Annotated in this window: 19 protein-coding genes; 10 read left to right on the top strand and 9 right to left on the bottom strand. The window is 71.1% G+C overall.

Features of this window, described 5'->3' with window-relative positions; all coding sequences use genetic code 11:
• Window positions 1–25: 25 nt before the first annotated feature.
• Window positions 26–1,210, bottom strand: a complete 1,185-nt coding sequence (locus tag ACSRUE_RS19380) for a phosphoglycerate dehydrogenase (protein WP_437765678.1) — start codon at window positions 1,208–1,210, stop codon at window positions 26–28.
• Between the two features lie 61 nt (window positions 1,211–1,271).
• On the opposite strand from ACSRUE_RS19380, the gene ACSRUE_RS19375 reads away from it, so the two are divergent.
• The gene (locus tag ACSRUE_RS19375) at window positions 1,272–2,312 is read left to right on the top strand and encodes an FG-GAP repeat domain-containing protein (RefSeq protein WP_441292273.1); all 1,041 of its coding nucleotides are present in this window, start codon (window positions 1,272–1,274) and stop codon (window positions 2,310–2,312) included.
• On the opposite strand, the gene ACSRUE_RS19370 is transcribed toward ACSRUE_RS19375, so the two are convergent.
• The 3 genes from ACSRUE_RS19370 to ACSRUE_RS19360 are packed head-to-tail and all read right to left on the bottom strand — an operon-like array spanning window position 2,269 to window position 6,474.
• Window positions 2,269–4,116 carry a hypothetical protein gene (locus ACSRUE_RS19370; protein ID WP_441292272.1) on the bottom strand — a complete coding sequence of 616 codons (1,848 nt, stop codon included), beginning with the start codon at window positions 4,114–4,116 and terminating at the stop codon, window positions 2,269–2,271. The two genes, ACSRUE_RS19375 and ACSRUE_RS19370, sit on opposite strands and share 44 nt — an antisense overlap.
• A 12-nt stretch (window positions 4,117–4,128) precedes the next feature.
• A complete protein-coding gene (locus ACSRUE_RS19365) occupies window positions 4,129–4,773 on the bottom strand; it encodes a hypothetical protein (protein ID WP_437765675.1) in 645 nt (214 codons plus the stop codon).
• A gap of 15 nt (window positions 4,774–4,788) precedes the next feature.
• Window positions 4,789–6,474: a protein kinase domain-containing protein gene (locus ACSRUE_RS19360; RefSeq protein WP_441292271.1), complete on the bottom strand. Its 1,686-nt coding sequence runs from the start codon at window positions 6,472–6,474 to the stop codon at window positions 4,789–4,791.
• A gap of 790 nt (window positions 6,475–7,264) precedes the next feature.
• Between ACSRUE_RS19360 and ACSRUE_RS19355 the strand changes: the two genes are divergently transcribed.
• The 5 genes from ACSRUE_RS19355 to ACSRUE_RS19335 all read left to right on the top strand — a co-directional run bounded on the left by ACSRUE_RS19355 (window position 7,265) and on the right by ACSRUE_RS19335 (window position 18,447).
• Window positions 7,265–9,052 carry a protein kinase domain-containing protein gene (locus ACSRUE_RS19355; protein ID WP_441292270.1) on the top strand — a complete coding sequence of 596 codons (1,788 nt, stop codon included), beginning with the start codon at window positions 7,265–7,267 and terminating at the stop codon, window positions 9,050–9,052.
• A 237-nt stretch (window positions 9,053–9,289) separates the two neighbouring features.
• Entirely contained in the window at window positions 9,290–11,929 is a 2,640-nt protein-coding gene (locus ACSRUE_RS19350; protein ID WP_441292269.1) for a TonB-dependent receptor domain-containing protein, read from the top strand.
• Between the two features lie 8 nt (window positions 11,930–11,937).
• A complete protein-coding gene (locus tag ACSRUE_RS19345; RefSeq protein WP_441292268.1) occupies window positions 11,938–13,464 on the top strand; it encodes a hypothetical protein in 1,527 nt (508 codons plus the stop codon).
• 140 nt (window positions 13,465–13,604) lie between these two features.
• Window positions 13,605–17,321 (top strand): FG-GAP-like repeat-containing protein, encoded by a 3,717-nt coding sequence (locus tag ACSRUE_RS19340; RefSeq protein ID WP_441292267.1) that lies wholly within the window; start codon window positions 13,605–13,607, stop codon window positions 17,319–17,321.
• 817 nt (window positions 17,322–18,138) lie between these two features.
• Entirely contained in the window at window positions 18,139–18,447 is a 309-nt protein-coding gene (locus ACSRUE_RS19335) for a DUF6968 family protein (RefSeq protein ID WP_437765670.1), read from the top strand.
• 95 nt (window positions 18,448–18,542) lie between these two features.
• Here the strand turns inward: ACSRUE_RS19335 and ACSRUE_RS19330 are convergent, their stop codons facing one another.
• Window positions 18,543–18,737 carry a hypothetical protein gene (locus ACSRUE_RS19330; RefSeq protein WP_441292266.1) on the bottom strand — a complete coding sequence of 65 codons (195 nt, stop codon included), beginning with the start codon at window positions 18,735–18,737 and terminating at the stop codon, window positions 18,543–18,545.
• Window positions 18,738–18,884: 147 nt separating this feature from the next.
• On the opposite strand from ACSRUE_RS19330, the gene ACSRUE_RS19325 reads away from it, so the two are divergent.
• Together ACSRUE_RS19325 and ACSRUE_RS19320 are read left to right on the top strand one after the other, a co-directional pair.
• On the top strand, window positions 18,885–19,193 hold the full coding sequence (locus ACSRUE_RS19325) for a DUF6968 family protein (RefSeq protein ID WP_441292265.1): 309 nt from the start codon (window positions 18,885–18,887) through the stop codon (window positions 19,191–19,193).
• Window positions 19,194–20,016: 823 nt separating this feature from the next.
• Window positions 20,017–20,883: a hypothetical protein gene (locus ACSRUE_RS19320; RefSeq protein WP_441292264.1), complete on the top strand. Its 867-nt coding sequence runs from the start codon at window positions 20,017–20,019 to the stop codon at window positions 20,881–20,883.
• Between the two features lie 312 nt (window positions 20,884–21,195).
• Here ACSRUE_RS19320 and ACSRUE_RS19315 read toward each other — a convergent pair whose 3' ends face one another.
• The 3 genes from ACSRUE_RS19315 to ACSRUE_RS19305 all read right to left on the bottom strand — a co-directional run bounded on the left by ACSRUE_RS19315 (window position 21,196) and on the right by ACSRUE_RS19305 (window position 23,672).
• The gene (locus tag ACSRUE_RS19315) at window positions 21,196–21,675 is read right to left on the bottom strand and encodes a hypothetical protein (protein ID WP_441292263.1); all 480 of its coding nucleotides are present in this window, start codon (window positions 21,673–21,675) and stop codon (window positions 21,196–21,198) included.
• Between the two features lie 13 nt (window positions 21,676–21,688).
• The gene (locus tag ACSRUE_RS19310; protein ID WP_441292262.1) at window positions 21,689–22,591 is read right to left on the bottom strand and encodes a hypothetical protein; all 903 of its coding nucleotides are present in this window, start codon (window positions 22,589–22,591) and stop codon (window positions 21,689–21,691) included.
• Window positions 22,592–22,739: 148 nt separating this feature from the next.
• Complete coding sequence (locus ACSRUE_RS19305) at window positions 22,740–23,672, bottom strand: hypothetical protein (protein ID WP_441292261.1); 933 nt, start codon at window positions 23,670–23,672, stop codon at window positions 22,740–22,742.
• A gap of 282 nt (window positions 23,673–23,954) precedes the next feature.
• On the opposite strand from ACSRUE_RS19305, the gene ACSRUE_RS19300 reads away from it, so the two are divergent.
• Both ACSRUE_RS19300 and ACSRUE_RS19295 read left to right on the top strand, forming a co-directional pair.
• Entirely contained in the window at window positions 23,955–24,245 is a 291-nt protein-coding gene (locus ACSRUE_RS19300; protein WP_441292260.1) for a hypothetical protein, read from the top strand.
• Between the two features lie 92 nt (window positions 24,246–24,337).
• On the top strand, window positions 24,338–24,880 hold the full coding sequence (locus ACSRUE_RS19295) for a hypothetical protein (RefSeq protein ID WP_441292259.1): 543 nt from the start codon (window positions 24,338–24,340) through the stop codon (window positions 24,878–24,880).
• A 548-nt stretch (window positions 24,881–25,428) separates the two neighbouring features.
• Here the strand turns inward: ACSRUE_RS19295 and ACSRUE_RS19290 are convergent.
• Window positions 25,429–26,061, bottom strand: coding sequence for a hypothetical protein (locus ACSRUE_RS19290; protein ID WP_441292258.1), 633 nt, complete (start codon window positions 26,059–26,061; stop codon window positions 25,429–25,431).
• Window positions 26,062–26,102: the final 41 nt, after the last annotated feature.

Raw genomic sequence — 26,102 nt, 5'->3', positions numbered from 1 at the left:
GACGCGCCCGCCGGGTCCGTCAGCGTTATGCCAGATTCGGCAGCGCGACGATATCGACGTGCAGGACCTCCTCGAACGCCGCGATTTCCTTCAGACAGGCCTCGCTCGGCCGGCCGGAGACGCGCATCTTCGTGCAGGTCGCAGTGGCGCCCTCGAAGACGGTGTTTGAAATCTCCTCGATGTTGATCCCGTGGCGCTTCATGACGCTGAGGGTGTTCGCGAGGACGCCGACCTTGTCCATCATCCGGACGACGACCGCATAGCGGGCGGGCGACGTGGCGCAGATGTTGACCACGTTGGGCAGCTCCTCCTCCGTCATGAAGGCACGGATGATCCGGGCCGTCTCGAGGGCGACCGCGCGCTGGGCCTGCTCCGTCTGCGCGCCGACGTGCGGGGTGCCGTAGACGAGCCCTCGCCCGAGGAGGTGCGACTCGAACGGCGCCGAGCTCTTGTCAGGCTCGGTGGCGAACACGTCAAGGCCGACCCGCAGCCCCTTGCGCGGGATGAGCTCCTCGAGCGCGGCGTAGTCCATCACCTCGGAGCGCGCGGCGTTCACGACGATGGCGCCGTCGGGGAGCGCCTCGAGGACGCTCCGGCTGACGATACCGCGCGTCTGCGGGGTGGCCGTCAGGTGGATGGTGAAGATGTCAGAGCGGGCAGCCAGATCCTCCAAGGTCCGCGCATAGCTGACGTCCAGCTTGGCGGCGCGGCCCGGCGTCAACGAGCGCGACCAGGCGTGCGGCTCGAGCCCGAACGCGCGGGCGCGCAGGAGCACCTCACGGCCGATCGCGCCGAGCCCCGCGATCCCGATCCGCCGACCGAACAGGCCCCGGGCCACCGAGTACTTCGCCTTCTCCCAGCGGCCAGCCCGGAGCTCCGACGTCGCATCGACCAGGCGGCGGTCCAGCGCGAGGATGAACGCCATCGTCAGCTCTGCCACCGCGGTCGCGTTCTTGCCGGGACAGTTCGCCACGTAGATGCCGCGCGCGCTCGCGGCCGCGACGTCGATCGTGCCCACGCCGACCCCCGCCCTCACGATCAGGTTGAGCTGCCGCCCGGACGTGATCGCCTTCGCCGTGACCTCCGTGGAACGAACGACGAGAATGCCGATCCCGTCGAGGGCCGCTGGCAGCGTGTCCCTGGTGAGCTCCGGCCGGGACTCGATCTCGATCCCGAGCACCTTGAGCTCTTCCAGAGCCGAGAGGTCCATTTTGTCGGCTACTAGCAGGCGCATGCGGACGGGAACCGTAACAGAAAAGCTCTCTCTGACGATGGGCGTTCTGCGCCTCGCCTGCGTCGTCTGCGTCGTCTGCGTCAGTTGCGCCAGCTCATGCGCCAGCGATCATCAGGTTTCTCCCTGGGGTGCAGCGGGCAGACCGACGCTCGGCGCGTTCGTCGCGCCCCCGGACCTCGACGCTCGGCTGCACGCCATCGACGTGGAGGCCGCCGAGCTCGGGCTGAAGCTCGAGGTCGAGCTCCGCGGCGCGCTACGGCGCGGCGGCGAGGTGGTGGTGCGCGGCTACAGCGGGACCGACGCGCTCGGGCGCCGCACCTCGGCGGTCCGCGTGGCGACGCCGCACGGTGTGGTCATCGCCGCGGGGCCCCTCGACAGCGGGCGCGCGGACCGCAGACAGGCGACCCAGCTGATACCGTCGCTCCTCCCCGGCCACGAGCCGGAGGCGACGGAGCAGCTCGGGGTGTTCCGCTCCGGGACCGATCTCAACCGAGACGGCGCTCCGGACGTCGTGCTCAGAAACGAGGAAGGCGAGCTGGAGATCTGGGCCGTGCAGCCGCTCGGCGCGGCCCGGTACGCCGTCGAGCTCGCGGCGCCGCCGCGGTTCACGCTCGACGTCGACCAGGATGGCATCCTGGAGCTCGCCGGCCGGATCCCGCTGGACGAGGGGGATCCCATCGCGCCGGATCTCCTCGACGTCGCCGGGTTCGAGGGCGATCGCTACACGCACCGCGGCAGCGTCGCTCGGGCGTTCCATGTAAAGCGCGCGGAAGGCCCCGGCGCGGAGAAGGCCGGCCACGGCGAGCGGCAGGGGCCGCCGGAGGACGACGCCGCGCGCCTGCGGGGAGCGCTCGAGCGGGCCTGGCACGCGGTGCTCGCGGGCAGGCCGGCGGCCGAGACGCTCGCGACGCTCGACCGGGAGCCGGTGACGCCAGCGCTCCGGGGCGCGTTCTCGGCGCACCGCGCGCGCGTCGCGGGCGCGATCGCGGCGGCCGCGAGCGGTCCGCCGGCGCCGCCCGGCGCCGGCGGCGTCCCTACTCGTCCGCAGGGAGCATCGGAAACGCCTGCTCGAAGGTGACGAGGATGTCGCCGGGGAGCGCGTCAGGCTCCTGGTAGCCGCGCGTCAGCGGCACCCCCCAGTCGGCGCGCATGACGACGCGGTTGAGCTGCGGGAAGAGGGCCCGTACCCCGAAGCCAGCCGACTGCTTGAGGCGCAGATCGTCGAAGCCGTCGAAGGCGTCGCCGGCGTCGAAGAAGGCCGCGCCCGCGACCTGGCACGACCAGATCTCGAGGGGCCGCGTGCGGAGCTCCAGGTTCGCTGAGAGCACGTCCTCGCCGATGAACGCCGCCGTCGGGTACCCGCGGAGCCGGGTGTCGCCGCCGAGGACCAGCTTCCTGTTCAGGTAGTTCCTGTACCGGTCGAACAGGCGCACGTCGAACACGAGCCGCCCGACGCCGAAGCTCGGCGTGTGAACCCGGGCGCGCGCCTCGATGGAGGCGTCGAAGATCTGCGAGCCGTCGAGCTCGGTGACGGTCTCGATCACGGCGCGCGCGAGGCCGTCGCCGAGCGCGACGGTGTACGCGGCCGCGGCGGAGATCCCGAGGAAGCTCCGGCTGGAGTTGAGCGCGGTCGTGACCGGATAGATCAGGATCGCGAGCTCGTGCCCCAGCCGGTAGTCCTCCTGCAGCGCGAGCGTGTTGAAGTCGAGGACGCGCAAGAAGCGGGTCGAGTACGTCGCGTACTTGAACGTCGGCGCGACGCGCGTGTCGCTCACCGGCATCACGCGCTCCTCGAACTCGGCGATCGCGGCAGGGGCGAGGCCCCCGGGCGCGTCGAGGCGGTAGACCTTGCGGCTCGCCTCGATGCCCACCGAGACGTCGTGCTTCACGGCCGAGGACCCCGACGCGCCGCCGCCGAAGCTGCGCGTGACGGCGTAGCTGCCCACCAGGAGATCGCTCCGGTAGCGGTACGGGACGCGATCGTCCCCCGGCGTGGCCTCCGCGTCGAAGGTGGCGAGCTTCGTGCCGACGAAGCGGCGGGTCACCTCGTCGCGCCAGGAGAGCTCGAGGCCCCAGGCCCACTCCGCCTGCGTGGCGTAGAGCGGCTGGCCGTAGATGAACTCGCCGCTCGTGCCCTCGAACTCGCCGGTCTCCCGGTCGATGATCGCGTTCGCCTGGGTCCGCAGCCGCACGTGGCTGCCCCCGATGCGCGGCATCGCGTAGGTGACGCCGAGCGAGAGCGCGCCGGGATCGAGCGCGAGCTGCGCCGCGACCGAGTGGTGGACGCCGAGCAGGTTCTGCTCGCTGGGCTGCAGGAACAGGCGCTCGAGCTGCCCGCCGGCGATGCGGTAGTCCGAGTTGAGGCGCAGGCTCCAGACGTCCTTGGTGACGACGGCGACCCGCACCCGATCCGGAGCGCCGCCTCGCACGGCGAAGACGAGGACGAGCGACAGCTGGCTCAGGTCGCGCAGGTTGCGCGCCGACTCGTCGGCGAGCGCCTGCTCGTAAGGGCGCCCGACCGCGAGCAGCACCTCGCGCCGGATGACGTACGGCCGCGAGAGGGCGTGGAACCAGTTCAGGAAGGCCGGCGCAGGATCGCGGTCCTCGATCACCTCGAGCGGGACCACGTCGATCCCCTCGACGATCTTGCCCTCGGGGGCAGGCTCGAGCGTCGCGCCGAGGCGCGACAGGACACGCTCGACGGTGGCGCTCTCGTAGCTCGAATAGCCCTCGCGCCGAGCCGGCGCGGCGGGCGCCGCCGGCCCCCCCTGCTTCCCGGCGGCCGCTGCCGCCCCGCCCTGCTGGGCCCGCGCCTCGATCGCGAGGAGCGCCGCGAAGGCCAGGAGCGCGAAGCGCACCAGGACGATCGACGCGCTACGCACGAGCCTCTCGCCTCAGAAGGACTCGTTGACAGGGTACGTCGCCATGACGTTGATCTTGTACTTCACGTACTGGTGCGGGATCGTCCCCCAGTCGGGCGTCGGCATGGCCCGCTTCACGCAGCGGAGCAGCTCCTTCGTCTTCGCGCGGCTCACCGTCGTCGACTTGCCCGCGTAGAGGTTGGTCCGCTTGCGCCGGAAGTCCATCTCGAGGACGAAGCTCACCGTGATGGCCGCCTTGCCGGAAGGGGCGCACTGGACGTTGTCGCGGATCGCGCGCGACAGGCCGTCCTCGAAGAAAGTGACGTGATCGCAGCGCTCGGGCGGGGTGGTGCCCGGGCCGGGGTTCTCGCACTTGATCGTGGTGAACGGCGAGAGCGTGACGCCCTCCGACCGCGCGGCGCCCGCGTCGACGAGCGCGCCCGCGTCCCAGGCGTAGGTGCCGGCGTCAGCCGTCGCGGCGTCCGCGGAGGGGATCGACTCGGGCTTCGGGCGCCGCCACAGGTAGAGCGGCACCGCCACCACGATGAGGCCCGCGACGAGCGCGATGATGATCTGGAGCCGCACGGGACGCTCGCTGCCGCCCCGGCCCAGGTAACGGTACGGCGAGGGCTGAGACGGCGGACTGGAGGTGGACGGGAACGGAGGCCGGCTGTTCATCGGACGCGCTCAGGCTCAATCGATGAGCGTCCGCGCAGGGCGCCCAGGCTCGCCCTTCACCAGCGTCGCGCCGAGCTCGAGCGTCTCCGGGAGCATCCCCTGAACCTGCGCGACCACCTGCTCGACCACGTGACGGGCCTCGTCGATGCTCGGACCCACGATCGAGACCACGAACTTGAGCGGCCCCGTCCGGCCCGCGACGGCCGGCGTGAGGCTGAGCAGGAGCATCTCGGTCAGATCGATCACCCGCTGCGCCGCCTTCCGCAGGGCGAGCATCTCCAGGATGGTCGGGCGCTCGCTGACCTGGCGGTTCGGCCCGCGCAGCTCGTACCGCGCGACCTGCATCGGCACCTCGGCCCAGTCGGAGAACAGGCCGTCCTCGTCGATCGCCTTCATCAGGTGCTCGCGCACGAGCAGGCCGGTGAGGCCGTCGCGCTTCGCGAGGTACTGCTTCGCGCGCCGGTGCTGCGGCGAGTCCGGGCCGAACGTCACGAGCTTCATCCGGCACTCGCCGACCTGCACCTCGCCGCCGTGCAGCAGCGAGACCTGCGACTTGCGCTCGTAGTTGAAGTCCGCGTAGCTGCCGTTCGTGCTGCCCTGGTCCTCGATGAACCACGACCCCGTCTGCCACTTCAGGATCGCGTGCGCCCCCGAGACGGTCGCCTCGGGCACGCACAGGCTCTGATCGCTGCGGCGGCCGAGCGCGAGCTTCGTGTCGTGCAGCGGCAGCAGGGAGCCCACGATCTCGGGCGCGTTCGTCGCGTACGTCACGAGCAGCGACTGCGCCCCGGGGGTGAAGTTCAGCTTGAGCGCGCCGCCCGGCGGCGGGCCCGGATCGAGGCGCTCGCGCGGCAGCTGGATCGGGCTCGTCGTGAGCTGCGACGGGTTGAAGAAGCGCATGTGCCGCGCCTGCGGCCGCATCGACGGGTCCTCGTTGAGGCCGCGGAAGATCTGCCGCACCTCGTCGATCGACAGGCCCGCCGGCACGTCGAACATGATCTGCTGCTTCATCGTCTTGAGCCGCGGCTTGTAGCCGGGCTCCGGGACGCGGCAGGTCCACATCTCCCAGAGGGTCAACGCCATGGCGTACACGTCGTCCTCGGGGCTCGCGCCGCCGTTGCGCAGCCGCTCGGGAGACATGTAGTTCGGCGTACCGCCGTCGGGCGGGGCGCCAGGGCGGCGCGCCGAGGCGCGCGCGCGCTCCTGGGCGAAGCCGAAGTCGAGGATCACCGCGCGGCCCTCGGAGACCATCACGTTGCCCGGCTTCAGATCGCCGTGCACGAGGCCCTGCGCGTGGATGGCCGCGAGCCCGTTGCAGACCTCGCTCGCGATCTTGCGGAACTCGTCCGCCGAGTAGCCGCCCTGGGCCTTGCGCTTGCGGATGTGCGTGTGGAGCGTCTGCCCGGGGATCTGCTCCATCACGAGGATGGGGCCCCACGGGCTCGGCGCGAGGTCGTGCACGCGGCAGACGTTCGGGTGGCCCACGGAGCGCGCGAGGAGGAGCTCCTGGCGAAGCGCCTCGTCGTCGCCTGGCATGCGCGACTCTTCGCGGACCACCTTGAGAGCCACGGTCTGCTGCGTCGAGCGATCGAAGGCCAGGAAGACCTCGCCCATGCCGCCCTTACCGAGGCTCTGACGGATGTCGTAACGGTCATTGATGACCGTTCCGGCAGTGATGGGAGGAGGGGGTGTCTTGGTCACGGCCCGCGGTGGATAAAAGGAGCGCGAACCGGAGCGTGCCCGACACCGGCTGCGGCGCACAGCGTCGTCCATCTGAACGTCGAGCGCAACGGTCGTTCGGAGGGAGAGGCCAAACCCAGCGCCGCGGCGGCCGTCTCCCCGCTGATTTGGGCCGAGATCGCCTTTCCGAACGTCCCGGCCGCCGGGATCTCTTGACGATGACGGCTGATTTGTTTACGCGGCTCGACCAGCCCGGCGCGACCGCCGCGCGCGTGACGTGCGCCGGGCCAGCGAGCCGTCGAAGCCGCGTCCCATCCACCGGACGGACGAGAAGGTTGGCTCCTCCGCGATGGCCTAGAAACGGCCCAGCGGACCGATGTTCGTCCGGGACGATGCTGGCGGCGCAGAGGACGCGAAGGACATCGTCCGACGGACGCCGTCCGAGGGCGTGAACGGGAGCGTCGACGGCGGTCGCGCGCGCGCCGCGCAGCGCTCGGCGACGGAGCGATCCGCGCGCGCTCCGCGCAGACCGAGGCGATGCGCTGGCCGTGCAAACGTCCCGCTCCTGCGCGCGATCCGTCGACGTTCTTCACCGCACAGCGACGCGCTCGTGTCACCGACGTTCAGCCTCGCGCGGCCCGCCACGCCTCAACGACCGCACGAACGGCAGCGCACCACACTCCACGCATTCCCTGCTTGTATCGTGGCACTGCAGATTGACACCTCAGAGTCGCCTCAGTCACACTGCTCCCGAGGCGGCTGCTGTGTGTCCAATCTTCACCTCCTCCCGCTGCCCGAGGAGAGGCGCGACATGCCTGATAGCCGACAGCGAGAGGTAACCGGCAGCTCGAAGGTCTCGAGGGCTGCCGCGACAGACCCGCTGCTGGGGCGTGTCATCGACGGCCGCTTCAAGATCGTCAGCGTCATCGCCCGCGGCGGCATGGGGAAGGTGTACAGGGCCGAGCAGGCGCCGCTCGGCCGCATCTGCGCGCTCAAGGTGCTGAGCCCCAAGTACGAGGGCGACCACGATCCCGAGTTCCACAGGCGCTTCTTCCTCGAAGCGTCGATCGCGGCGAAGCTCACGCACCCGAACACGGTCACCGTGTTCGACTACGGCCAGAGCGACGACGATATCTACTACATCGCGATGGAGTGCATCGAGGGGAAGACCCTGCACCGCGTGCTCCGCGAGGAAGGGCCGTTCTCCGAGGCGCGCGCGGCCCACATCGCGCGCCAGATCTGCCGGTCGCTCCGCGAGGCGCACGGGCTCGGCGTCGTGCACCGCGACCTCAAGCCGGGCAACGTGCTGCTCGTCGATCACGAGGACGAGCACGACCACGTGAAGGTGCTCGATTTCGGGCTCGTCAAGGACACCCAGAGCGGCGAGGACCTGACCCAGCAAGGCCTGTTCATGGGCTCGCCCAAGTACATGGCGCCCGAGCAGATCACCGGCAGCGAGGTCTCGGCGCGCACCGATATCTACGCGCTCGGCGTGATGATGTACGAGATGCTGTCGGGCCAGGTGCCCTTCGACAAGGGCGCGGGCGTCGGGACGCTCATGTCGCACGTCCACGACCAGATCCCGCCGATGCAGGCCCACAACCCGCAGCTCTCCATCTCGCAGACGATGGAGGGGATCGTCTATCGCTGCCTGGAGAAGGACCCGGCGCACCGCTTCTGCTCGATGAACGAGCTCGTCGCCGCGCTCAAGTTCACCGCAGGCGGCATCTCCACGCGAGACACGGGCGAGAACCCGCCCATGCTGTCCGGCACGACGGGCTACCGGGCGTCGCTGCCCTCGTATCCGTCGGCCACGCCGTACCCGTCGGCGCCTTCGCGTCCGTCGGCCACGCCGTACCCGTCGGCGCCTTCGCGTCCGCCGGCCACGCCGTACCCGTCGGCCGCTCCGCTCTCGACGACGAGCGATTTTCCGGGCCTCTCCACGCCGTACTCGTCGCCCCCCGCGAGCTCACCCGCCACCTATACAGGCCCCCTCGCCACGGACAGCGCCCTCAAGCCGCCGGCGGCGCCCGTCTTCGTCCCCCCGTCGATCACCGACGCGATGGGGTCGCGCCCAGCGCCGCCCGCGGAGGGGCTCTCCGCCACCCAGACCGGCGCGAGCCCAGGTCGACAGGTCATCCCCTGGGCGCTCACCGCGGTCCTCGCGGCCGGGGTCGGCGTCGCCGCCGCCCTGCTGGCGCGCGTGCCGGTCGCCCACACGAGCGCGGCGGCGCGCGAGCAGGGCGCGGTGAGCCCTCCTCCGCCCGCAGCGACGGCCCCGGCAGCGCCGGCGCCCGCGGCGCGCGGGCTGCACATCGAGAGCACGCCGCCCGGCGCGGCCGTCTGGGAAGGCAACAAGGAGCTCTGCGCCGAGACGCCGTGCGAGATCGTCTGGCGCGGGGCCGCGGCCGCGCTCGCGCTGGAGCACGAGCTCGTGTTCGAGAAGCCGGGCTACAAGCCCGCCACGGTGCGCGTCTCCGGCGCCGAGGAGAAGGTGCGCGCGAAGCTCGACCCGGCCGCGATCCCGGCGCCGGCGACCCCGAGCAAACCCAGGGCGAACCTCCAGAAGCCCGAGCCGTACAAGAGCAACCCCTACTGACGAGGGCGCGGACGCGCCCCGGCCGCTCTTCTGGTAGAGTCGCCGCGCTTTCGCGGCTGCGACCTCTTGCCGTGGCCGCAAAGGCTTCGCGTTCGCGCGAGGAGCTCACCGGACGCTCCTCACGTGGACCCGTCGATGAAGTGTTCGGTGTGATGTGGGGAGCAGCGCCGTCAGCGCTCCCGAGCTCTCGCCGGGATCGCCGTCGCTCCCCGGCCCCGCTGAGGACAGGGCGAACTCATGTCGTCTTCCGATTCCTGCTCGCACCGCCGCCGCGACGATGTCCCGGCGCTCGACCCGACCGACGACGCCCGCGCAGCGCGGCCGCGCAGCGCGACGGCGCTCCGGCGGAAGCTCGTCGCCTGCGCCGTCGCCTTCGGCGCGATGACCGCCGCGCGCGGCGCGCTCGCCGACGCCCGCACCGAGGCGCGCCTGCACTTCCGGGCAGGCATGGATCTCATCGCCCAGAAGCAGTTCGACGAGGGCATCCGGCAGCTCCAGAAGGCCAACGAGATCCTCCCGCACCCGAACGTCACCTTCAACATCGCGCGCGCGCACGCCGAGGCCGGCCACATCGAGCAGGCGCTCGCCGCCTACCGCGCGTACATCGCGAGCGATCCCGCGGACCGTGAGCAGGTGACGCGGATCGTGGAGCAGCTGGAGCAGCGCCTCGCCGCGCAGCGCGCCGCGGCGATCCCCGAGCCGAAGCAGCCGCCGGCGCCCGCGCCGCAGCAGCCGGCGCCGCAGCAGCCCGCCCCGGGCGAGGCGCCCGCCCCGCCGCCCCCCGCCGGGGAGCCCGCCGCGCAGGGCGCGCCCGCGGCGGCCGCGACGAAGGCGCCAGGGCCGGGCCCGAAGGCGGCCCCCGGCGACGCCGCGAGGATCGTCGGCGCGGCCCGGACCGAGGACGTCTACCAGGAGACGGTCGTCACCGCCTCGCGCGGCGCCCAGAGCCCGCTCGACTCCCCGAACTCGACGACCATCGTGACCCGGCAGGACATCCGGCTCTCCGGGATCACGCGCATCCCCGAGCTGCTCCGGCGCGTCGCCGGCATGGACGTCATGCAAATCACGGGCGGCGACGAGAACGTGTCGATGCGCGGCTTCAACAGCCGCCTCGCCAACAAGCTCCTCGTCCTCGTGAACGGGCGCACGGTCAAGAACGACGTGCTCGGCTCGACCTTCTGGGAGGCGCTCTCGATCGACGTGGATCAGATCGAGCGCATCGAGGTGGTGCGCGGCCCGGGCTCCGCGCTCTACGGCGCCGACGCCTTCGCCGGCATCGTCAACATCATCACGATCGAGCCCGGCGTCGGGAAGAGCGGCTTCCGCGCGGGCTACGGCGATCACCGGCAGGGCTACGCCTCGGTGTGGGCCTCCGCGCGCGAGGGCGATTTCGCGTACCGCCTCTCCGCGGGCTACACCCGCTACCCCCGGTGGTCGCGCGAGGTCGCGGACGACCGCATCGACCTCGAGACGAGCGGACAGAGCCAGGATCTCGGCGCGCAGAACGTCCGCATCGACCTCCGGACCTCGCAGCGGCTCGGGCCGCAGCGCGAGCTCACGGTGGGCGCCGGCTACTCCCGGAGCGAGCTCGACATCTACGGCATCGGCCCCTTCAACGACTACAACCTGGAGGTCGCCAACGCCGACGTCGCGGTCGCGTACCGCAGCGAGAACGTCAACGCGCGGACGTACTACTCGAACCTCGACGGGCACTCGCTGCTCAACGCCGCCTACCTCGGGCACACCCTGTTCGAGGGGCGGCCGCAGCAGCACGTCGTGAACGCCGAGCTCGAGTTCGTGAAGACGCTCCGCGCGCCCAGCCCCGTCGTGCACGACTTCCACATCGGCCTCGGCTACCGGCTCAAGGCGACCTCGTGGAGCTACCTCGCGGACGACATGCCGCTCGAGCACCAGGGCTCGGTGTTCCTCCAGGACTCGATGAAGCTCGGCGAGCGCGTCACGCTGGTCGCGTCCGGGAGGCTCGACTACGTGCCCTACCTGGAGCGGCTCATCCCGTCGCCGCGCGGCTCCGTCATCGTCAAGCCGACCGAGCGCCAGGCGATCCGCCTCTCCGGCTCGACGGCGTTCCGCTCGCCCACGTCGCTCGAGGCCTACGTCGACCTGCCCATCCAGCTCGCGCTGCCCGGCCTCGAGCTCCTCTCGACCTCGAGGACGCCGGACAGCTCCGAGCGCCCCATCGACCCCGAGCAGATCATCACCGCCGAGGCGAGCTACCTGAACCAGCAGAGCGATTACTTCGAGTTCGAGATCACCGCGTACTACAACCGCGTGAGCGATCTCATCGTGCTCGCCGAGCCGCAGCGCACGACCCTCTCGCAGCGCGCCCGCGGGTCCGGGGGGCTGAACCCGGAGACGGGGAGATACACCTCCGGCTTCGGCGGCTTCGAGAACCAGAGCGACGTCTACCACGTCTTCGGCGGCGAGCTCGGCGGCCGCGTCTACCCCACCGAGGGGCTCGACATCTTCGCCAACTACGCGCTCAACCGCTCGATGCACCAGCGCCCGGACGGGCGCGACGCGCTCGAGGACGCCCGAACCAGCCGGCACAAGGTGAACGCAGGGGTCCAGGTCCGCACGCCGATCGGCGTCGACGGCGAGGTCACGCTTCACTACCAGTCCTCGCAGGTGTGGGCCGAGCAGGTCCCGACGGGGACGGTCATCGCCACGAAGCAGTACGAGCTGCCCGCGTACACGCTGCTCAACGCGCGCGTCGGCTACCGCTTCCTGGACCGCGCCGAGATCTCCGCGACCGTGTTCAACGCGCTCGACGGGCTCGGCGACAACGCGCTGCAGATGCACCCGTTCGGCAACCGCATCGGCCGGCGCTTCATGGGATTCTTCAGCTACTCGCTCTAGGCAAGGCCATGCTCCGACCCAGCCCCCGCACCGGTCCCCTCCTGCTCGGCGCGCTCCTCGCGGCCCTCACGGGCTGCGACGACGTGGAGGTCTTCGTCCCGCTGCCGGACCAGAGCGGCCCCGCCGGGGTGCTCGACGGCACGGTGACGTACGCCGGACCCAGGCCCTGCACGAAGGACGGCCACGTCGTCGGCGCCGCGATCGTGCTCGGCTTCGACACGCACCTGCTGCCGCCGCCCGAGGGGCTCGGCACCTCGGCCGCGAGCATCGACGTGATCCCCGGCGACGAGCTCTTCGGAGGCCTGGGCGCCGCGCTCGATCGCTCCGAGGACGGCGCGCTCCACTGCCCCGAGCCGGACGCGCCGCACGTCACCGTGAGCGTCCCCTGGAGGCTCTCGCCCCTGGCCGCAGGCACCTACCAGGTCCGCGGATTTTACGACCACGACGGCAATTTCGACCCCACCTTCAGCATCGCCAACCTGCCGACCCGGGGCGACGTGGTCGGCGGCGCGATCGAGAACGCGACCGAGGTGCTCGCGGGCGCCGCGCCGCGGTACCGCGCGATCACGATCGCCGCCCCCATCCCCGAGACGGGCACGCGCGTCAGCGGCATCGCCGTCACCCTCGGCCTCCCGCTCCCGCTGGAGCGGCCGCTCTTCCACGTCGCCGAGGTGCTCGCGCCGGCGTCCGGCGTCACGCAGAGCCCGAGCGAGGTGGTCATGGCCTCCGATTTCCAGCTGGAGACGTTCAGCCCGGCCGATCCCGCCGGCACCGAGGCGTCGCTGCTGCGCCTGCGGCTCGCCGCGGGGGTGCCGGACAGCGAGGTCGCGCGCGCGGCGAAGCCCCCGCTCTCGCTGCCGGTGGGCGGCGAGCCCGCGCCGACCCTCACCTACGCGCGGCAGGACGTGAACGGCGACGGGGCGATCGACGGCGACGATCATGTCCCCGACTCGGCCCTGATCCCGGCGCTCTTCCCGATCTCGGTGTTCGCGAAGCAGGACGACAGGGAGCCGCTGACCAGCCAGGCCGCGCCCGCGGTGCTCCTCCAGGGGCTCACGATCTACGACGATCTCGCGACCACGGCCACGCTCGGCCCGGAGCCGCTGAACGAGCCGCGAGAGAGCGCGCTCATCGGCGTCCGGCCCGCCGCGCTGTGCATGCACCCGACCGAGCCGGAGCGGGGGGGCGTGCTCGTGCTCAGCCACAGGACCGACAAGGAAGGCAACGACATCATCGCGGAGCGGAACGTGGCCCGGGTCGAGGAGGCGCTGAGCCGGCAGTTCGGGCGCACGATCGAGGTGGCGTTCGGCTGCCTGCCCGAGGGGAGCTACGCGCTCAGCCTCATCTACGGCACCGGTCAGGCCTGGACCGTGCCCAACGAGGCCGGCGTGTGCGCGCCGTCGGAGGCCGAGACGGCCGACGTCTGCGGCGCGCGGCCGCGCCTCGCGTCGCAGAGCCTCGTGCTGCGCATCGGCCCGCCGGACGACAGCGCGTACTGCGCCGAGCACCCGACGCCGGCGGCCTGCGCGCGGTAAACGCCGCAGCGCCGCGGCGGCGTCGGGTCGCGCGCGGCGTGAAGGCCGCCGCGATCCGGGCCCGGGCGCGGTGAAAGCGCCGGTTTCCTGCTGGAGGCGGCGGTTGCCTCGCGCGCGCGAACCGATGGTAGGGTCTCGGCATGCGCTGCACTTGCTTTCCCTCGCTTGCTCTTCTGGGGGCGCTCGGCGGCGCCGCGGCGGGCGCGCTCGTTTCATCCGACGCGTCCGGCGGCTGGCCCCCGCCCGAGTCGGCCAGCGCAGCGGACATGGCCGAGCCCGAGCACTGGCCGAACGACCCGGACTACGGCACGTCGGTCACGCAGAGCGGACAGTGGGGCTTCTATTCGTTCATCCCGGCCCCGAGCGGGTACGTCCGGCCGGAGGAGTCCGCCGCCGGCATGGCGATCGATCTCGCCTGGCGCTTCACCCAGGGGGACCCGCGCGTCAGGATCGCCGTCGCCGACTCCGGGATCTTCTGGGGAGAGGGGGATCTCCTGGAGAAGGTGTGGCTCAACCAGGGCGAGCTCGCGGCCCACAAGCCACGGCACGCGGACGGCGCGGCGTGCGGCGGCGACGGCGCGCTCGCGGGCTTCGACTGCAACGGCGATGGGGTCCTCTCCGTCGCGGACTACAGGGACACGCCGGAGCTCACGCCCGCGGCGTCGGAGGGGCGGCCGCAGGGCGATCGGAACGGGAACGGCCAGCTCGACGCCGGCGACCTCATCCTCAACTTCTCGGACGGGATCGACGACGATCAGAACGGCTACGTCGACGACATCGCGGGCTGGGACTTCTTCAAGAACGACAACGATCCGTTCGACGACGCCCGCAACGGCCACGGCACCGAGGGCGCGAAGACGTCGGCCGCGCAGACGAACAACCAGCTGGGCGGGGCGGGCGTGTGCCCGCAGTGCAGGTTCATCCCGCTGCGCGTCGGCGAGAGCCACGTCGCCGACGCGCAGGACCTCGCGAAGGCGCTCCTCTACGCGGCCGACAGCCGGGCCAACGTCGTGCAGTGCCCGGTGACCGCGGTCGACAACACCGGCTTCGTTCAGGCGGCGCTCGACTACGCCCACGCCCAGGGGACGCTCGTCGTCGCGTCGATGGGCAACGCGGGCTCGCGCCACCACAGCGTGCCCGCGACGAGCAACCACGCGCTGCCCGTGAGCGCCGTCCGCTACGACGGCCAGAGCGTCGCGACGTCGACCACGTTCATCGACGCGTCGCCGTGCTCGAGCTTCGGCGGCAACAACGTGCTCGCCGTGTCGAGCCCCGGCTGCGCCAGCGACGCGACCGCCGAGCTCGCCGGCGTCGCGGGGCTGCTCTACGCCGTCGCCCTCGACCGCGGCGTGTCCCTGTCCCCGGGGGAGGTGCAGGGCCTGCTCGTCGCGACCGCCGACGACATCGCCGTGCCGGAGTCGCAGGAGCCCGGGTCGCTGTACCGCTTCTCGCAGGCGGGGTTCGAGCAGCGGTTCGGCCACGGCCGCGTCAACGCGAACCGCGCCGTGAAGGCGCTCCTGGAGGGGCGCGTGCCGCCCGCCGTCGACATCACGTCGCCGCGGTGGTTCGAGGTCGTCTACAAGGATCAGGTCCAGGGCCCGGTGCCGATCGAGGGCACCATCTCGGCGAAGCGGGCGATGGCCTACGACTACTGGGTCGAGTGGGCGGCAGGCGCGCAGCCGCTCGCGGCGGATTTCAAGGTGATCCACAAGGAGACGAACGTCGCGCCGACGGTCGTCACCGGCGCCGAGGGCCCGATCGCCTCCCTCGACGTGCGCACGATCGACACGTCTCACCTCCGCGACCCCGACAGCCCCCACGGCGAGGACGATCGCGCGATCACGGTGCGCGTCCGCGCGAGGGCCCACTACGCCACCGGCAACGTGGAGAGCGAGGCGCGGCGCACGATCCACGTCGGCAGCGATCCGACGCTGGTCCAGGGCTTCCCCTTCCACGTCGGCGACAGCGGCGAAGGCAGCCCGAAGATGGCCGACATCGACGGCGACGGCGTCCGCGAGCTCGTCTACCCGACGGCCGGCGGCGCGCTGCACGTGCTGAAGGTGACGCCCAAGGGGCCGCAGCCGCTGCCGGGGTTCCCGTTCATGACCGGCGCCACCGACGGCCTGCTCGATCAGCCGGCGTCCCCGGCCACGCCCGATTACCTGGGCGCCCCCGCGTACAGCAAGGTGAACAGCGAGCTCGGCCGCGAGCCGATCCTGAGCGCGCCCGCCATCGCGGACCTCGACGGCGACGGCAGGCAGGAGATCGCGATCTCCACCTGGCCGGGCACGATCTACGTCGTCGGCGCGAACGGCATCGTCCGACGGGGGTGGCCGGTACGCCTCCCCGAGATCCCCTCTTGCCCCCTCGATCCCGGGACTCCGGCGAGCGCGCCGTGCATGTCGGCCGCCGCGCGGATCGCGCGCGGGGCCTTCGCCTCGCCGGTCCTCGCGGATCTCGACGGCGACGGGCGGCTCGACGTGATCCAGGCGGCGTTCGACGGCACGGTCCACGCGTTCGACAGGGATGGCAACGCGCTGCGCGGCTTTCCCGTCGAGGTGCACTACGCGGGTCCGCTCGCCGAGGAGCCGGCGCGGAGCCGCCTCCTCGCGACGCCCGCCGTGGCCGACTTCAACGGCGACGCGCTGCCGGATCTGCTGGTCGCGTCGAGCGAGCGGCTCGGCGAGGACGGCGAGGCCGGGGCGGTCTACATGATCGATGGGCGAGGCACGACCGCGCCCTCCGGGCCCGTGCTCGCGGGGTGGCCCATCACGGTGCCGTCGCTCCCGTTCGACCCGCTCGCCGCGGAGGGGATCACGGCCTCGGGCGTCGTCGGGCGGTTCGACGGCGCGCTGGCGGGCGTCGTCCAGGGCAACGGCGCGCCGCCGCTCGTCCTCCCGGCCTCACCCGGCGAGCAGCGCGAGCTCCTGGCGACGCCGGCGGGCGCGCTGCCGCGGGCGAGCGGCGGCTCGCCCGCCGGGCTCGACCCGACGTTCGGTCCCCTCTCGCCCGCCGCCGGCGCACGGACGATGATCCCGCTGCTGTCGCAACCTGCGCTCGGCGACATCGATCAGGACGGCACCCCCGACGTCATCGCGGCGGGCGCCTCGAGCGCGGCCGCGCTCGCCCTCGCGGGCGCGCAGGGGGCGACGCAGCCGGGGCCTCACCTGCTCGCCATCTGGAGCGGCAGGTCGGGCGCGATGCTGCCTCGCGCCCCGTTCGTGCTCGAGGACTACGCGATCTCGGGCAGCCAGGCGGTCGTCGATCTGAACGGCGACGGCTACCCCGAGGTGCTGAGCGGATCGAGCGGCTACTTCCTTCACGCCTTCGACGGGTGCGGCCGGGAGCCGCGCGGGTTCCCGAAGTTCACCGGCCAGTCGATCACCACGACGCCCGCCGTGGGCGACCTCGACGGCGACGGCACGCTGGAGATCGCCGTGGGCACGCGCGACGGCTGGCTCTTCGCCTGGCACACCGAGGCGACGACGGGCGCGCTCATCGCCTGGGAGAGCCTCCATCACGACAACCAGAACACGGGCAACCTCGACACGCCGCTCGGGCAAGGGGTCGCGCGGACGGCGCCGCGGCCGCTCACGGTGGACCTGTGCGAAGGCCCGCAGCAGGCCCCGCTCATCCTCCAGCTGGGCGGAGGCTGCGCGTGCGAGGCCGCGGGCGCCGAGCCGCGGAGCGCGTCCGGCGCTCGCGGCGCGGGCGCGGCGCTGGGCGCGGCGCTGCTCGGGGTGATGGCGCGGTGGGGGAGGCGGCGGAGGCGGGGCTGTTCACCGCGAGGTGACCTCGACGCCGCGGCTGCCTTACCTGCACGGGCGCCATGTACGCCGCGCAGACGCCAGCGCTGAGCGGGCCGACTTCCGCCCGCCGGTGACGGACCCGGCGCACGCCTCGACGCCAGCGACGGACCCGAGCTCGCCGACGCACCTCTCGACGCCTCGGCCGCGGAACTGCTCCAGCTCGGCCCACAGCTCCCTCCAGGACATCGCACGTCGTCACCTACGCAGAGGAGCAGATAGAGGAAGGGCGGTCGACGTGGAAAGAGGCTGGTGGGAGCCGCTGTGAGAACCGAGAGGACGGTTCCCGACGTGACCTGTTCATGTCCTAAAATCTTTGGTTTCTAGTTCGGAAGAGGTGCGACACGCCTCAGGGAAGCACACATGAGCCCGGCACGCCGATCGCAATGGACGCGGCACGCGAACAATCACCACCGCCATCACAACAGCTTTCATTCTCTGCTCCGCCCCTTCATGCACGGTTGACCCAACGCCAGAATCATAGACCGCATTGAACGAGGAGGCCCTGGAGTCTGAAGAGTCGATCACAGCAGAAGAAAGGTGTTACAACGCGGTAGACGACGGCGTCAACATCTGGACTCTCATGTGCGGCGCAGCGGTAGATATCTATTTAACACGTCCACAGGCAGGTCACTGCCATTCGGAGAGCAACGAAGGACGAGCCGCGGGCTACAAGAAGTGCCGTTCCAGTTGCCCTACGGCATGCTTCGCGCTTTCGACGCGATGGGAGCTTTACTGTGAAGAGCGCTCGCCGTTCCTCATGAAGAGCATCTGCGAACAGGCGCGTCAGAACGGGCAGAGCAAGTACCTGAGCTCCTGTTGAGCTAGGGCGCTTGACATCGCTGAAGAGGGCGCCAGCTGGTGGGGTATGCCGGACGTGATCGCGGAACGTACCATCGAGCTGACACTTCCGAGCGGGACGCAAGAAAGCATCCGAACTCGAGTGTGGGCACCCGAGTACAGTCCATCTCTTCGGAGCTGGGTCGCGGATGTGGAAGTCGCTGGAGCGGGGCACAACCATAAGACCCACGGAACCGGCATCGATGCTTTCCAGGCGCTGTACAGCGCGCTCTTTTTAATCCCGGTGATGCTCGACCACTACAAGGAAGATGGCCGGCTCTCGTGGCTCGATGCGGAGTGGCTCGGGTTCCCAGAGATCAAACTCACTGAGCCATGACTCCGGCGCGCTGACGCGCGAACGCGGCCGGCCAAGGGCGAACCGCTGGCCACAATAAGTAGTGTTCCAGCTGGCCTACAGCATGCTTCGCGCTATCAAGCCGATGGGATCGCCAGCTGGACATAGACGGCGGCCCCGCGCGCCGGCGTCCACCTCGATGGCGGCGAGCTCGCCGATGAGGGAAATGACGGCACGCGCGGCGCGCCCGTGCCGCCGACGCCGGCCGCTCCGCCCTCGGGGGCGAGCCCGACCATGTGAACGGTGCCCGCGCCGAGATCGCCGACGCCCACCTCGACCTCCGCGCCCGCGTTGCCGCAGAGAAGGCGCCGCCCAGCTCGCCTCGATCCCTTGCCGGCAGCGCGCCGTGCTCGGGCCAGGGGGGACGCGTCGCTCCCCCTGACCTGGACGCCGCACGGCACCGTCGCTAGCTGGGGGTCATGCCGGACCCGATCGCTGAACGCACCCTCACGCTAACACTACCGAACGGGAGCCAAGAAAACATCCATGTGCGACTCTGGGCGCCCGAGTACAGGCCAGCAGCCCTGTGCTGGGAAGCTGACGTTGAAGTCGCTGGGGCGGGAGACAGACACAAGTCCCATGGAGCCGGCGTCGATGCATTTCAGGCGTTGTATGGCGCGCTCTACTTGATCCCGACGATGCTATCCAAAGTTGAAGCAGGTGGCCGTCTCTCGCGGCTCGAAATGGATTGTGTCGGGTTCCCGGAGATCGACATTTCGCTGTCATGAGCCCATGGCCTCGTCGATCTCGCCGACGCGCACCTCGACCTCCACGGCCGCTGTTCCGCGGCCGCGCTATCCGCTCGACGCCATGCAGGGCTCCTGGCGGGGGGGCGCCGCGGGAGCGGCGGCTCCGCCGCGGCAGGCGATGGGCCCCCCAGCAGCAGCACAAGCGCGAGGATCGGGCTGTAGAGCAGGCGTCGCATGATCTCACTCCGGAGGCTCGGGGGTGGGAATCGCCCCGCCCGTGGGGGGCGTCCTCTTCCCCACCTCCGAGCCGGAGGCGAAGCGCGCTCTACCCTGTTCGCGCCGCGTGGCCCGGCACCGTGCCAACACCTGCCGGCGGCTCCCCAGCGACCCCGGGACGCGTGCCAGCACCCGCTGGTACGGCTCCCCGGACCTGCTGGTGCGCCTCCTCGGACCTGCTGGTACGGCTCCTCGGAGCTGCTGGTACGCTTCCTCGGACCTGCTGGTACGGCTCCTCGGACCTGCCGGTGCGCCTCCTCGGAGCTGCTGGTACGGCTCCCCGGATCTGCTGGTACGGCTCCCCGGATCTGCTGGCACGATTCCCGGATCTGCTGGTACGGCTCCCCGGATCTGCTGGCACGATTCCCGGGCGTCTCGGCGGCGCTGGACGCGCGCTCGGCCCGCTGGCCGCGCTCCACGGTCTGCTGGATTCGCGCCCCGGCCTGCTGGGACGCGCCCCTGGCGCGCCGGAGCAGCTCCCCGGCGTCGACAACGTGCTCTCCGGACGGCCGAGCCTGTCCGGACCGCCCCGGGCTCAACCGCAGTGTTACGCTCGCCCGCTCGCCACCCCCACTGGAGGTAGGTTATGGGAATCGAACTCTCACAAGAACAACACGCAGTCCTGAAGGAGACCCGCGCGGTCGGTACCCCCGCGGATTTCCAGGCCCTCCTCGACACCGCGCGCCCCGAGATGGACCGCATCGTCCGCGAGGTCATGGAGCCGAGCCAACCCGTCTCGACCACCCTCACGGAGCTCCGGGACCTCTATCTGGCCGTCGTCCAGCATCAGGCGCAGCTCGCGAGCAAGGCCTATGGCCCCGAGCGTCGCGCGCTGCTCCGCGGCGCCATCCAGCTCCTCGACACGGCGAACCTCTGGTTCGGCGAGGGCAAGCGCACCGGCGCCTATCAGGTGCGGCCCATCGACCAGGTGATCAAGGCGAGCCGGCCGTGGCGCGCGCGCCTCAAGGCGTTCGCCGACCAGGCGTTCGCGTTCGAGCCGGACGTCGCCGAGCAGTTCGCCGACGTGAACACGAGCGGCACGCTCACCGAGGAGACAAGCGATCTCGCCATGCTGCTCCGGCTCGCCCAGCAGCACCAGGCCCGTCTTTCGCTCGTCGGCCTCACCGAGGATTTCCTGCGCGAAGGCAGCGCCCTGCTCGACGAGGTGAGCGGGCGCGACCTGCTCGGCATCCTCGGGTTGCGCAACCGGGAAGAGGCGATGGTGCTCCGCAACTCCATCGTGACCTATGCCACGCTGCTCGGGAACGAGGCGCGCGCCGCCGGCGTCAACGCCTGCTGGGACATGCCCGAGGTCAAGCGCCGCTTCAGCGCCACCTCGTTCCGCAACGCCCTGCGGCGGCTCCGCCCGAAGCGCCGCGGCAGCGCCGCCGCGCCGGACGAGCCGACGCCGCCCGAGCCTGCGCCGGGCGAGCCGACAGACGCGCCGGTCTGACGCCGCGCCCGATCGAGGATGCGGCGGGCTAGCGCTGCGGAGCCGCCGCAACCCCTCTCACCGCCCAAACAACGCTGCCAAGCCGCATCGCGGGTGCGAGGCGTCGCAGGACGGCATCCGGCGCCGCCATGGTGCGGGCACGGACGCGGTGGCGCAAGCGCGCGACATCCATCGGCGTACCGCTTCAAGCCGCTGCAGACAGCGGTCGCCTCCAGCGGCGAGCAGTTCGTCGCGCCGATTCATCAGGACGTGCCGAGGTGCGGCAGGCGCCCCGCGCGGAGCCTTCGCGCCGGGCGCAGGCACGCGGGCCGTTCATCCCCCCGAGCCGTCCTCTTCACACGACGCCACATGGAAGAAAGCCGATTCCAGGCGCGCGGGCGCGTCGTCGAAGACGCGCTTCAGCCCGCACGGCTCCACGGAGAAATCGGCCTCGTAAGGCTCCTCCGACGTGATCGTGTGCGTTACATGGCAGACGGCGTTGTAGTCATTGCCGTCGATCCGAGCGGAGACATTGATGGCATCTGGTATGGCTGACACCCATATCCACGGGAATCTGACCTCTCCACTCGGCTCCATCAAGAATACTGCTTGCGCTCCGTTCTCCATTCCGCAGAACGTTCCCCAGTCATCATCCTCATTCACGACACGCGTTCCATTGTTGCCCGTGTCCAGCGTGAGCGTTTCGTTCTTGATCGTGACGATCGCCTTTCCCGCGATGTCCGAATCGTTGGAACCGCATCCGGGCGATGCAGTCAGTGACGCAACCCCGAGGGCAAGGACGGTCTTGTGCATGGCATATCCGGGACTAGAACCGTGGACAGGTATACGCCAGGGTCTGGTTGGTCGGCGAGCGGCGCGGCGCACAGCACACGATGTGCATCTCGCCCTTCTCCACCGTGCCGGTGACCCTGGACACGCTCGGCGTGCAGGAGCCGGGCTCCGCCTCCGTCAGCTCGGCGCGCATGGCGACCACCGCCGACGGCGAGGTGACGTCGCTGCACCGCGCCTCTGCATGACCGATGCCTTCCGAGGCCACGATCTCCTCGCTGCACGCGGCGTCCCCGTACAGGAAGACATCGGCGCTGCACTTCCCTCCTTCCGGCGGACCACATTCGCAGGCAGAGCACGAGCGGTGATCGATGAGCTCCTCGGTGAACTCGCGCTTCTCCGGGTAGCCGTCCCAGCACGAGCCATCCGTCTTCGTCCGGATGCAGAGGTCATAGCCCTCGGGCGGCTGACCGATGTAGCCGGCGCAGGCCTTCGCGAACGTCGCGACAACCGGCAGCGGCTCGGGCGCCGGGGAGGGCGTGCACGCGCCCAGCGCCGGCGCCTCGAAGGTCACCGAGGCAAACGCCTCCCCCGGGCTCGGCGCGCCGGCCGGCGTGCAGGTGCCGTCCCACCCCGCGCCGGCATCGAGGGTCGTCGAATCCTCGATCCCAGGGCACACGGACGCGTGTGTCGTCACCGAGGACGGGAGCACGCACGCGGCAGGACCGCATTCGCACGCGCCACACGCCTGCGGCACGATCGCCCCCTTCCATCCCTCCCACAACGTCTCGCGCTCTTCGGGACATGCCGGCGCGTCGTCTTGCGGTCCTTCCCAGAGCCAGACCGCCGGGCAGCCTGCATGCGGTTCGTCGGAGAGCTCCGGCACGTCACAGGCGAGCAGCACGGGCGATGCAAGAGCGAACAATGCGGCAAGTCGCATCTCTAGAACCTCCAGCCAGAACGTAGACGATCGCGGCTCCTGTCGACCTTGTCCAGCGGAGGCGACAGCATCAGCGCCAGCACGGGGCCGTGCAGAGGCACCGCGCAGCGAGCTCGGTGGCCTGTCCTGTGCCGCGGATCGCGCCCCGTCACCATGTGACCTTGACCTCCGCGCCGCCGGGTCGCGGCCGCACTTGGGTGTCGTCTGCGACGACGACATAGACCAGCGTAGCGACGCCCAGCAGCGCGCCGGCCGTGAGCGAAGCCGTTCCCAGGTGGCTCAGGGTGCTCACGCCTTCGACCGAAGCCGGTGCCTGAGCAGCGCGGTCTGCCGACGTTGAATCGCACAACGCCGCCAGCCGCTCGGTCTCCGCGCTGTTGGCCGCGACGTGGAGCCCAATGCCCGTCACGAGCAGCCCCACCGCGGCAGTGGCGCCGCCGGCGACGACCCACGGCTTCACGCCGGGCGGGGCCGGTCCTGCCAAGGCCTCCCGCGTCGGCGCGAGCGGGCCCCCCACGGCACCGGCGGGCCCCGCGGGCCGGCTCTCGATCGGCTCGAACACGATCGGCACGCCCTGGGACTCGGCGGCCTTCACCGTCACGCTCACACGGGCGAGGCGTCCGTCGTGCGCCATGGCGACGATCTCGTGCCGGCCTGGCAGCACGTAGACCCGATCGGCGCGTTCGATCTTGCGGCCATCCACGAGGATCCGCTCCGGAGCGACCCCGGGAGCCGTGAAGATGTCGAGCACGCCCACTTCCTGGAGCACCCGCGCGAGGTCGGCGTGCCGGACCTCCCAGCGGCGGCGCTCGAGGGCGTTCTTCGGCGGCGGCATCCGCGCGGCGCACTCCGAGAGCTCCTCCGCGGCCATGTCCCAGCGACTGAGACGGGTATCCACCACCCCGAGCTGGCAGAGCGCCATGATCGAAGGATCGAGGTGGTGGATGCGTGCCCAGAGGCGCCGCGCCTCCCCCATGTCGAGGCGCTTCATTGCGGCCTCGGCCTGCTTGTACAGCGCGTCCAGCTCCTTCGACCTCGGCGGCGGCTCGGCGGCGCGCAGGTGGAAGGACGCGAGGACCACGGCGATCGCCGCTGCGTGCGATGAACACGTTCGCAAGAGAGAAGTGGCCACGGTTCGCCTCGCCCAATCCGACGGAACCTCACCGTCGCGCCGGCGGCACCCAGCGCGGGAAACGTGGCCGCCAATACCATGCTTGTACTTCCGCCCACAAGGCACACGCGCTGCAACCTCGTCATCGTGCCGCCACGGACGTTCCACGGACGGCCGGCGCGTCACGACAGCCTCACGCGCACCACCACAGCCACGTTGACGCCGCGTGTTTCGCGCCGCGAGCATGCTGCCATGGCGCGCACGGCTCCGGTCCCCAACATCCCTGCCATCCCTGGCATGAACCCCGGCGTCTTCATCACGGGCGGCGGCCCCGGCGGCGGCAAGGGCGGCGCCGGCAAGGGCGGCAACGGGGGCGACAGCGCGAGCGAGGGCGGGCGGGGCGCGGGCGCGTCGGGCCAGGGCTCGGGCGGCGGCTGCCCGAACCCCGCGCACGGGCGCGGCGGGCAGACGACGGCCGGCGACCCGGTCGATGTGGCGACGGGCCGGGCCTTCACCGTGCCGGCGCTGGATCTCGTTGAGTAGCGCCAGGAAGATGGCGGCCCCCGGGCGCGATCCAGCTCCTCGACACGGCGAACATCTGGTTCGGCGAGGGCAAGCGCACCGGCGCGTATCAGGTGCGGCCCATCGACCAGGTGATCAAGGCGAGCCGGCCCTGGCGCGCGCGTCTCAAGGCGTTCGCCGACCAGGCGTTCGCGTTCGAGCCGGACGTCGCCGAGCAGTTCGCCGACGTCAACACGAGCGGCACGCTCACCGAGGAGACAAGCGATCTCGCCATGCTGCTCCGGCTCGCCCAGCAGCACCAGGCCCGCCTTGCGCCCGTCGGCCTCACCGAAGACTTCCTGCGCGAAGGCAGCACGCTGCTCGACGAGGTGAGCGGCCGCGACCTGCTCGGCATCCTCGGGTTGCGCAACCGGGAAGAGGCGATGGTGCTCCGCAACTCCATAGTGACGTATGCCACGCTGCTCGGGAACGAGGCGCGCGCCGCCGGCATCAACGCCTGCTGGGACATGCCCGAGGTCAAGCGCCGCTTCAGCGCCACCTCGTTCCGCAACGCCCTGCGGCGGCTCCGCCCGAAGCGCCGCGGCAGCGCCGCCGCGCCGGACGAGCCGGCGCCGCCCGAGCCTGCGCCGCTCGAGCCGACAGGCGCGCCGGTCTGAAGCCGCGCCGGATCGAGGACGCGGCGCGCTAGCGCTGCGGACCCGCCGCAACCCATCTGTCATGCCGGCAGGAGCGCCTGGCTCAGCCGGTCGCGCTCCGCCAGGGCCGGGCTCCCCTCCGGGACGACCAGGTTGACCTACTCCGCGCCCCGCGCGAGGCACCGCACGAAGCCGGCGAGCCGCGCCAGGTTCTCGCGCGCTGGCCGCTTCGGAAGCGCCTGCGAGGGGCTGCGGCGCGGGTGTTCGGCCTGGGCGCGACGCGGGCGGGAGCGGCAGGGAGACCGCGCCTGCGCCGAGGGCGCGCGCCGCGAGCGCACTCGGTGGAAGCGGCGCGCCGCTGCGCGAGGGCTCGCGACTCCGCGCGACGGCAGGCGGCAGGCGATCCACGCGCCGCGCCGCGACGGCCTCCTTGTGCGGCCGCCGCGCTAGGCTCACGAGGCGCGCAGTCGCCCGTGGCGGGCGCGAGCCGAACAGCTTGGGCTTGCAGGCCGACGGTGACGCGCGCGAATCGCGAGTCACCGTCGGCCTGCAAGCCCTGGTTGGGCGGCCTATGCTCCTGAAGGCACTAGCGTTTGAAGATCGTCGCCGTAAAACAGCAGGGTATTCGTATACTTCGTGGCGACGGATGTATCGAACGGCCCCATAGCCGAGAAGTATCGCTGAAGTTCTTGCCGCGTGCGACCCTGCTTGCGCCAGACTCTGGGCCAATCAACACAAGGAATTTTGAACGGCCTCACTCCTCCGCCCTTTACGGGGGCGTGCTCTTCACGCCACGGTCCAATCCCGTCGTAGGCAAGAAATGCGGACGGCGTCTGAATGACGCCGATCCAGTCGGTGGCCTCGTGCCAGCTGGCAGCCTCGTCCACAGCGGGTCCGACCAGTATCGAGGGAGGCTCCACGAAGAATTGGCCGCACGCCGTGGCGCCACGTAGAGGGAGACCGTAAGAGATCGAGTCACAAATCATCTGGGCCGTGACGTCGCCATGGAGTTGAAGCCCGATCTTAGGCTCGCCAATAGTGAGCAGCACAATCGTATCAGAGATACTCAACACCTTTGTCTCATCCGCACCGCGCACCATCATCTCAGCGGTGTCTACGAGTTTTTTAAGATGTCGAACAACCTCTGGACCAGTGCGTCGGAGCCAGATCCCCTTCCATCCGAGGACGTCGATAAATGTCACGGTCCCAGGGCGCATGCTGGGCTGAGACACTTGATCCGGAG

This window comes from Sorangium sp. KYC3313 (assembly GCF_052075895.1).
Taxonomy (GTDB): domain Bacteria; phylum Myxococcota_A; class Polyangia; order Polyangiales; family Polyangiaceae; genus Sorangium; species Sorangium cellulosum_B.
Note: the sequence above shows the minus strand (reverse complement) of the source record. Positions and strands in the feature narration are given on the sequence as shown.

What these genes read in the sequence shown, in the direction of transcription:
- ACSRUE_RS19320 (WP_441292264.1), top strand. Translation starts at nt 20,017, where the DNA reads ATGGGAATCGAACTCTCACAAGAACAACACGCAGTCCTGAAGGAGACC.
- ACSRUE_RS19365 (WP_437765675.1), bottom strand. Translation starts at nt 4,773, where the DNA reads ATGAACAGCCGGCCTCCGTTCCCGTCCACCTCCAGTCCGCCGTCTCAG.
- ACSRUE_RS19380 (WP_437765678.1), bottom strand. Translation starts at nt 1,210, where the DNA reads ATGGACCTCTCGGCTCTGGAAGAGCTCAAGGTGCTCGGGATCGAGATC.
- ACSRUE_RS19310 (WP_441292262.1), bottom strand. Translation starts at nt 22,591, where the DNA reads ATGCGACTTGCCGCATTGTTCGCTCTTGCATCGCCCGTGCTGCTCGCC.
- ACSRUE_RS19300 (WP_441292260.1), top strand. Translation starts at nt 23,955, where the DNA reads ATGGCGCGCACGGCTCCGGTCCCCAACATCCCTGCCATCCCTGGCATG.
- ACSRUE_RS19350 (WP_441292269.1), top strand. Translation starts at nt 9,290, where the DNA reads ATGTCGTCTTCCGATTCCTGCTCGCACCGCCGCCGCGACGATGTCCCG.
- ACSRUE_RS19340 (WP_441292267.1), top strand. Translation starts at nt 13,605, where the DNA reads ATGCGCTGCACTTGCTTTCCCTCGCTTGCTCTTCTGGGGGCGCTCGGC.
- ACSRUE_RS19375 (WP_441292273.1), top strand. Translation starts at nt 1,272, where the DNA reads ATGGGCGTTCTGCGCCTCGCCTGCGTCGTCTGCGTCGTCTGCGTCAGT.
- ACSRUE_RS19335 (WP_437765670.1), top strand. Translation starts at nt 18,139, where the DNA reads ATGCCGGACGTGATCGCGGAACGTACCATCGAGCTGACACTTCCGAGC.
- ACSRUE_RS19355 (WP_441292270.1), top strand. Translation starts at nt 7,265, where the DNA reads ATGCCTGATAGCCGACAGCGAGAGGTAACCGGCAGCTCGAAGGTCTCG.
- ACSRUE_RS19315 (WP_441292263.1), bottom strand. Translation starts at nt 21,675, where the DNA reads ATGCACAAGACCGTCCTTGCCCTCGGGGTTGCGTCACTGACTGCATCG.
- ACSRUE_RS19345 (WP_441292268.1), top strand. Translation starts at nt 11,938, where the DNA reads ATGCTCCGACCCAGCCCCCGCACCGGTCCCCTCCTGCTCGGCGCGCTC.
- ACSRUE_RS19325 (WP_441292265.1), top strand. Translation starts at nt 18,885, where the DNA reads ATGCCGGACCCGATCGCTGAACGCACCCTCACGCTAACACTACCGAAC.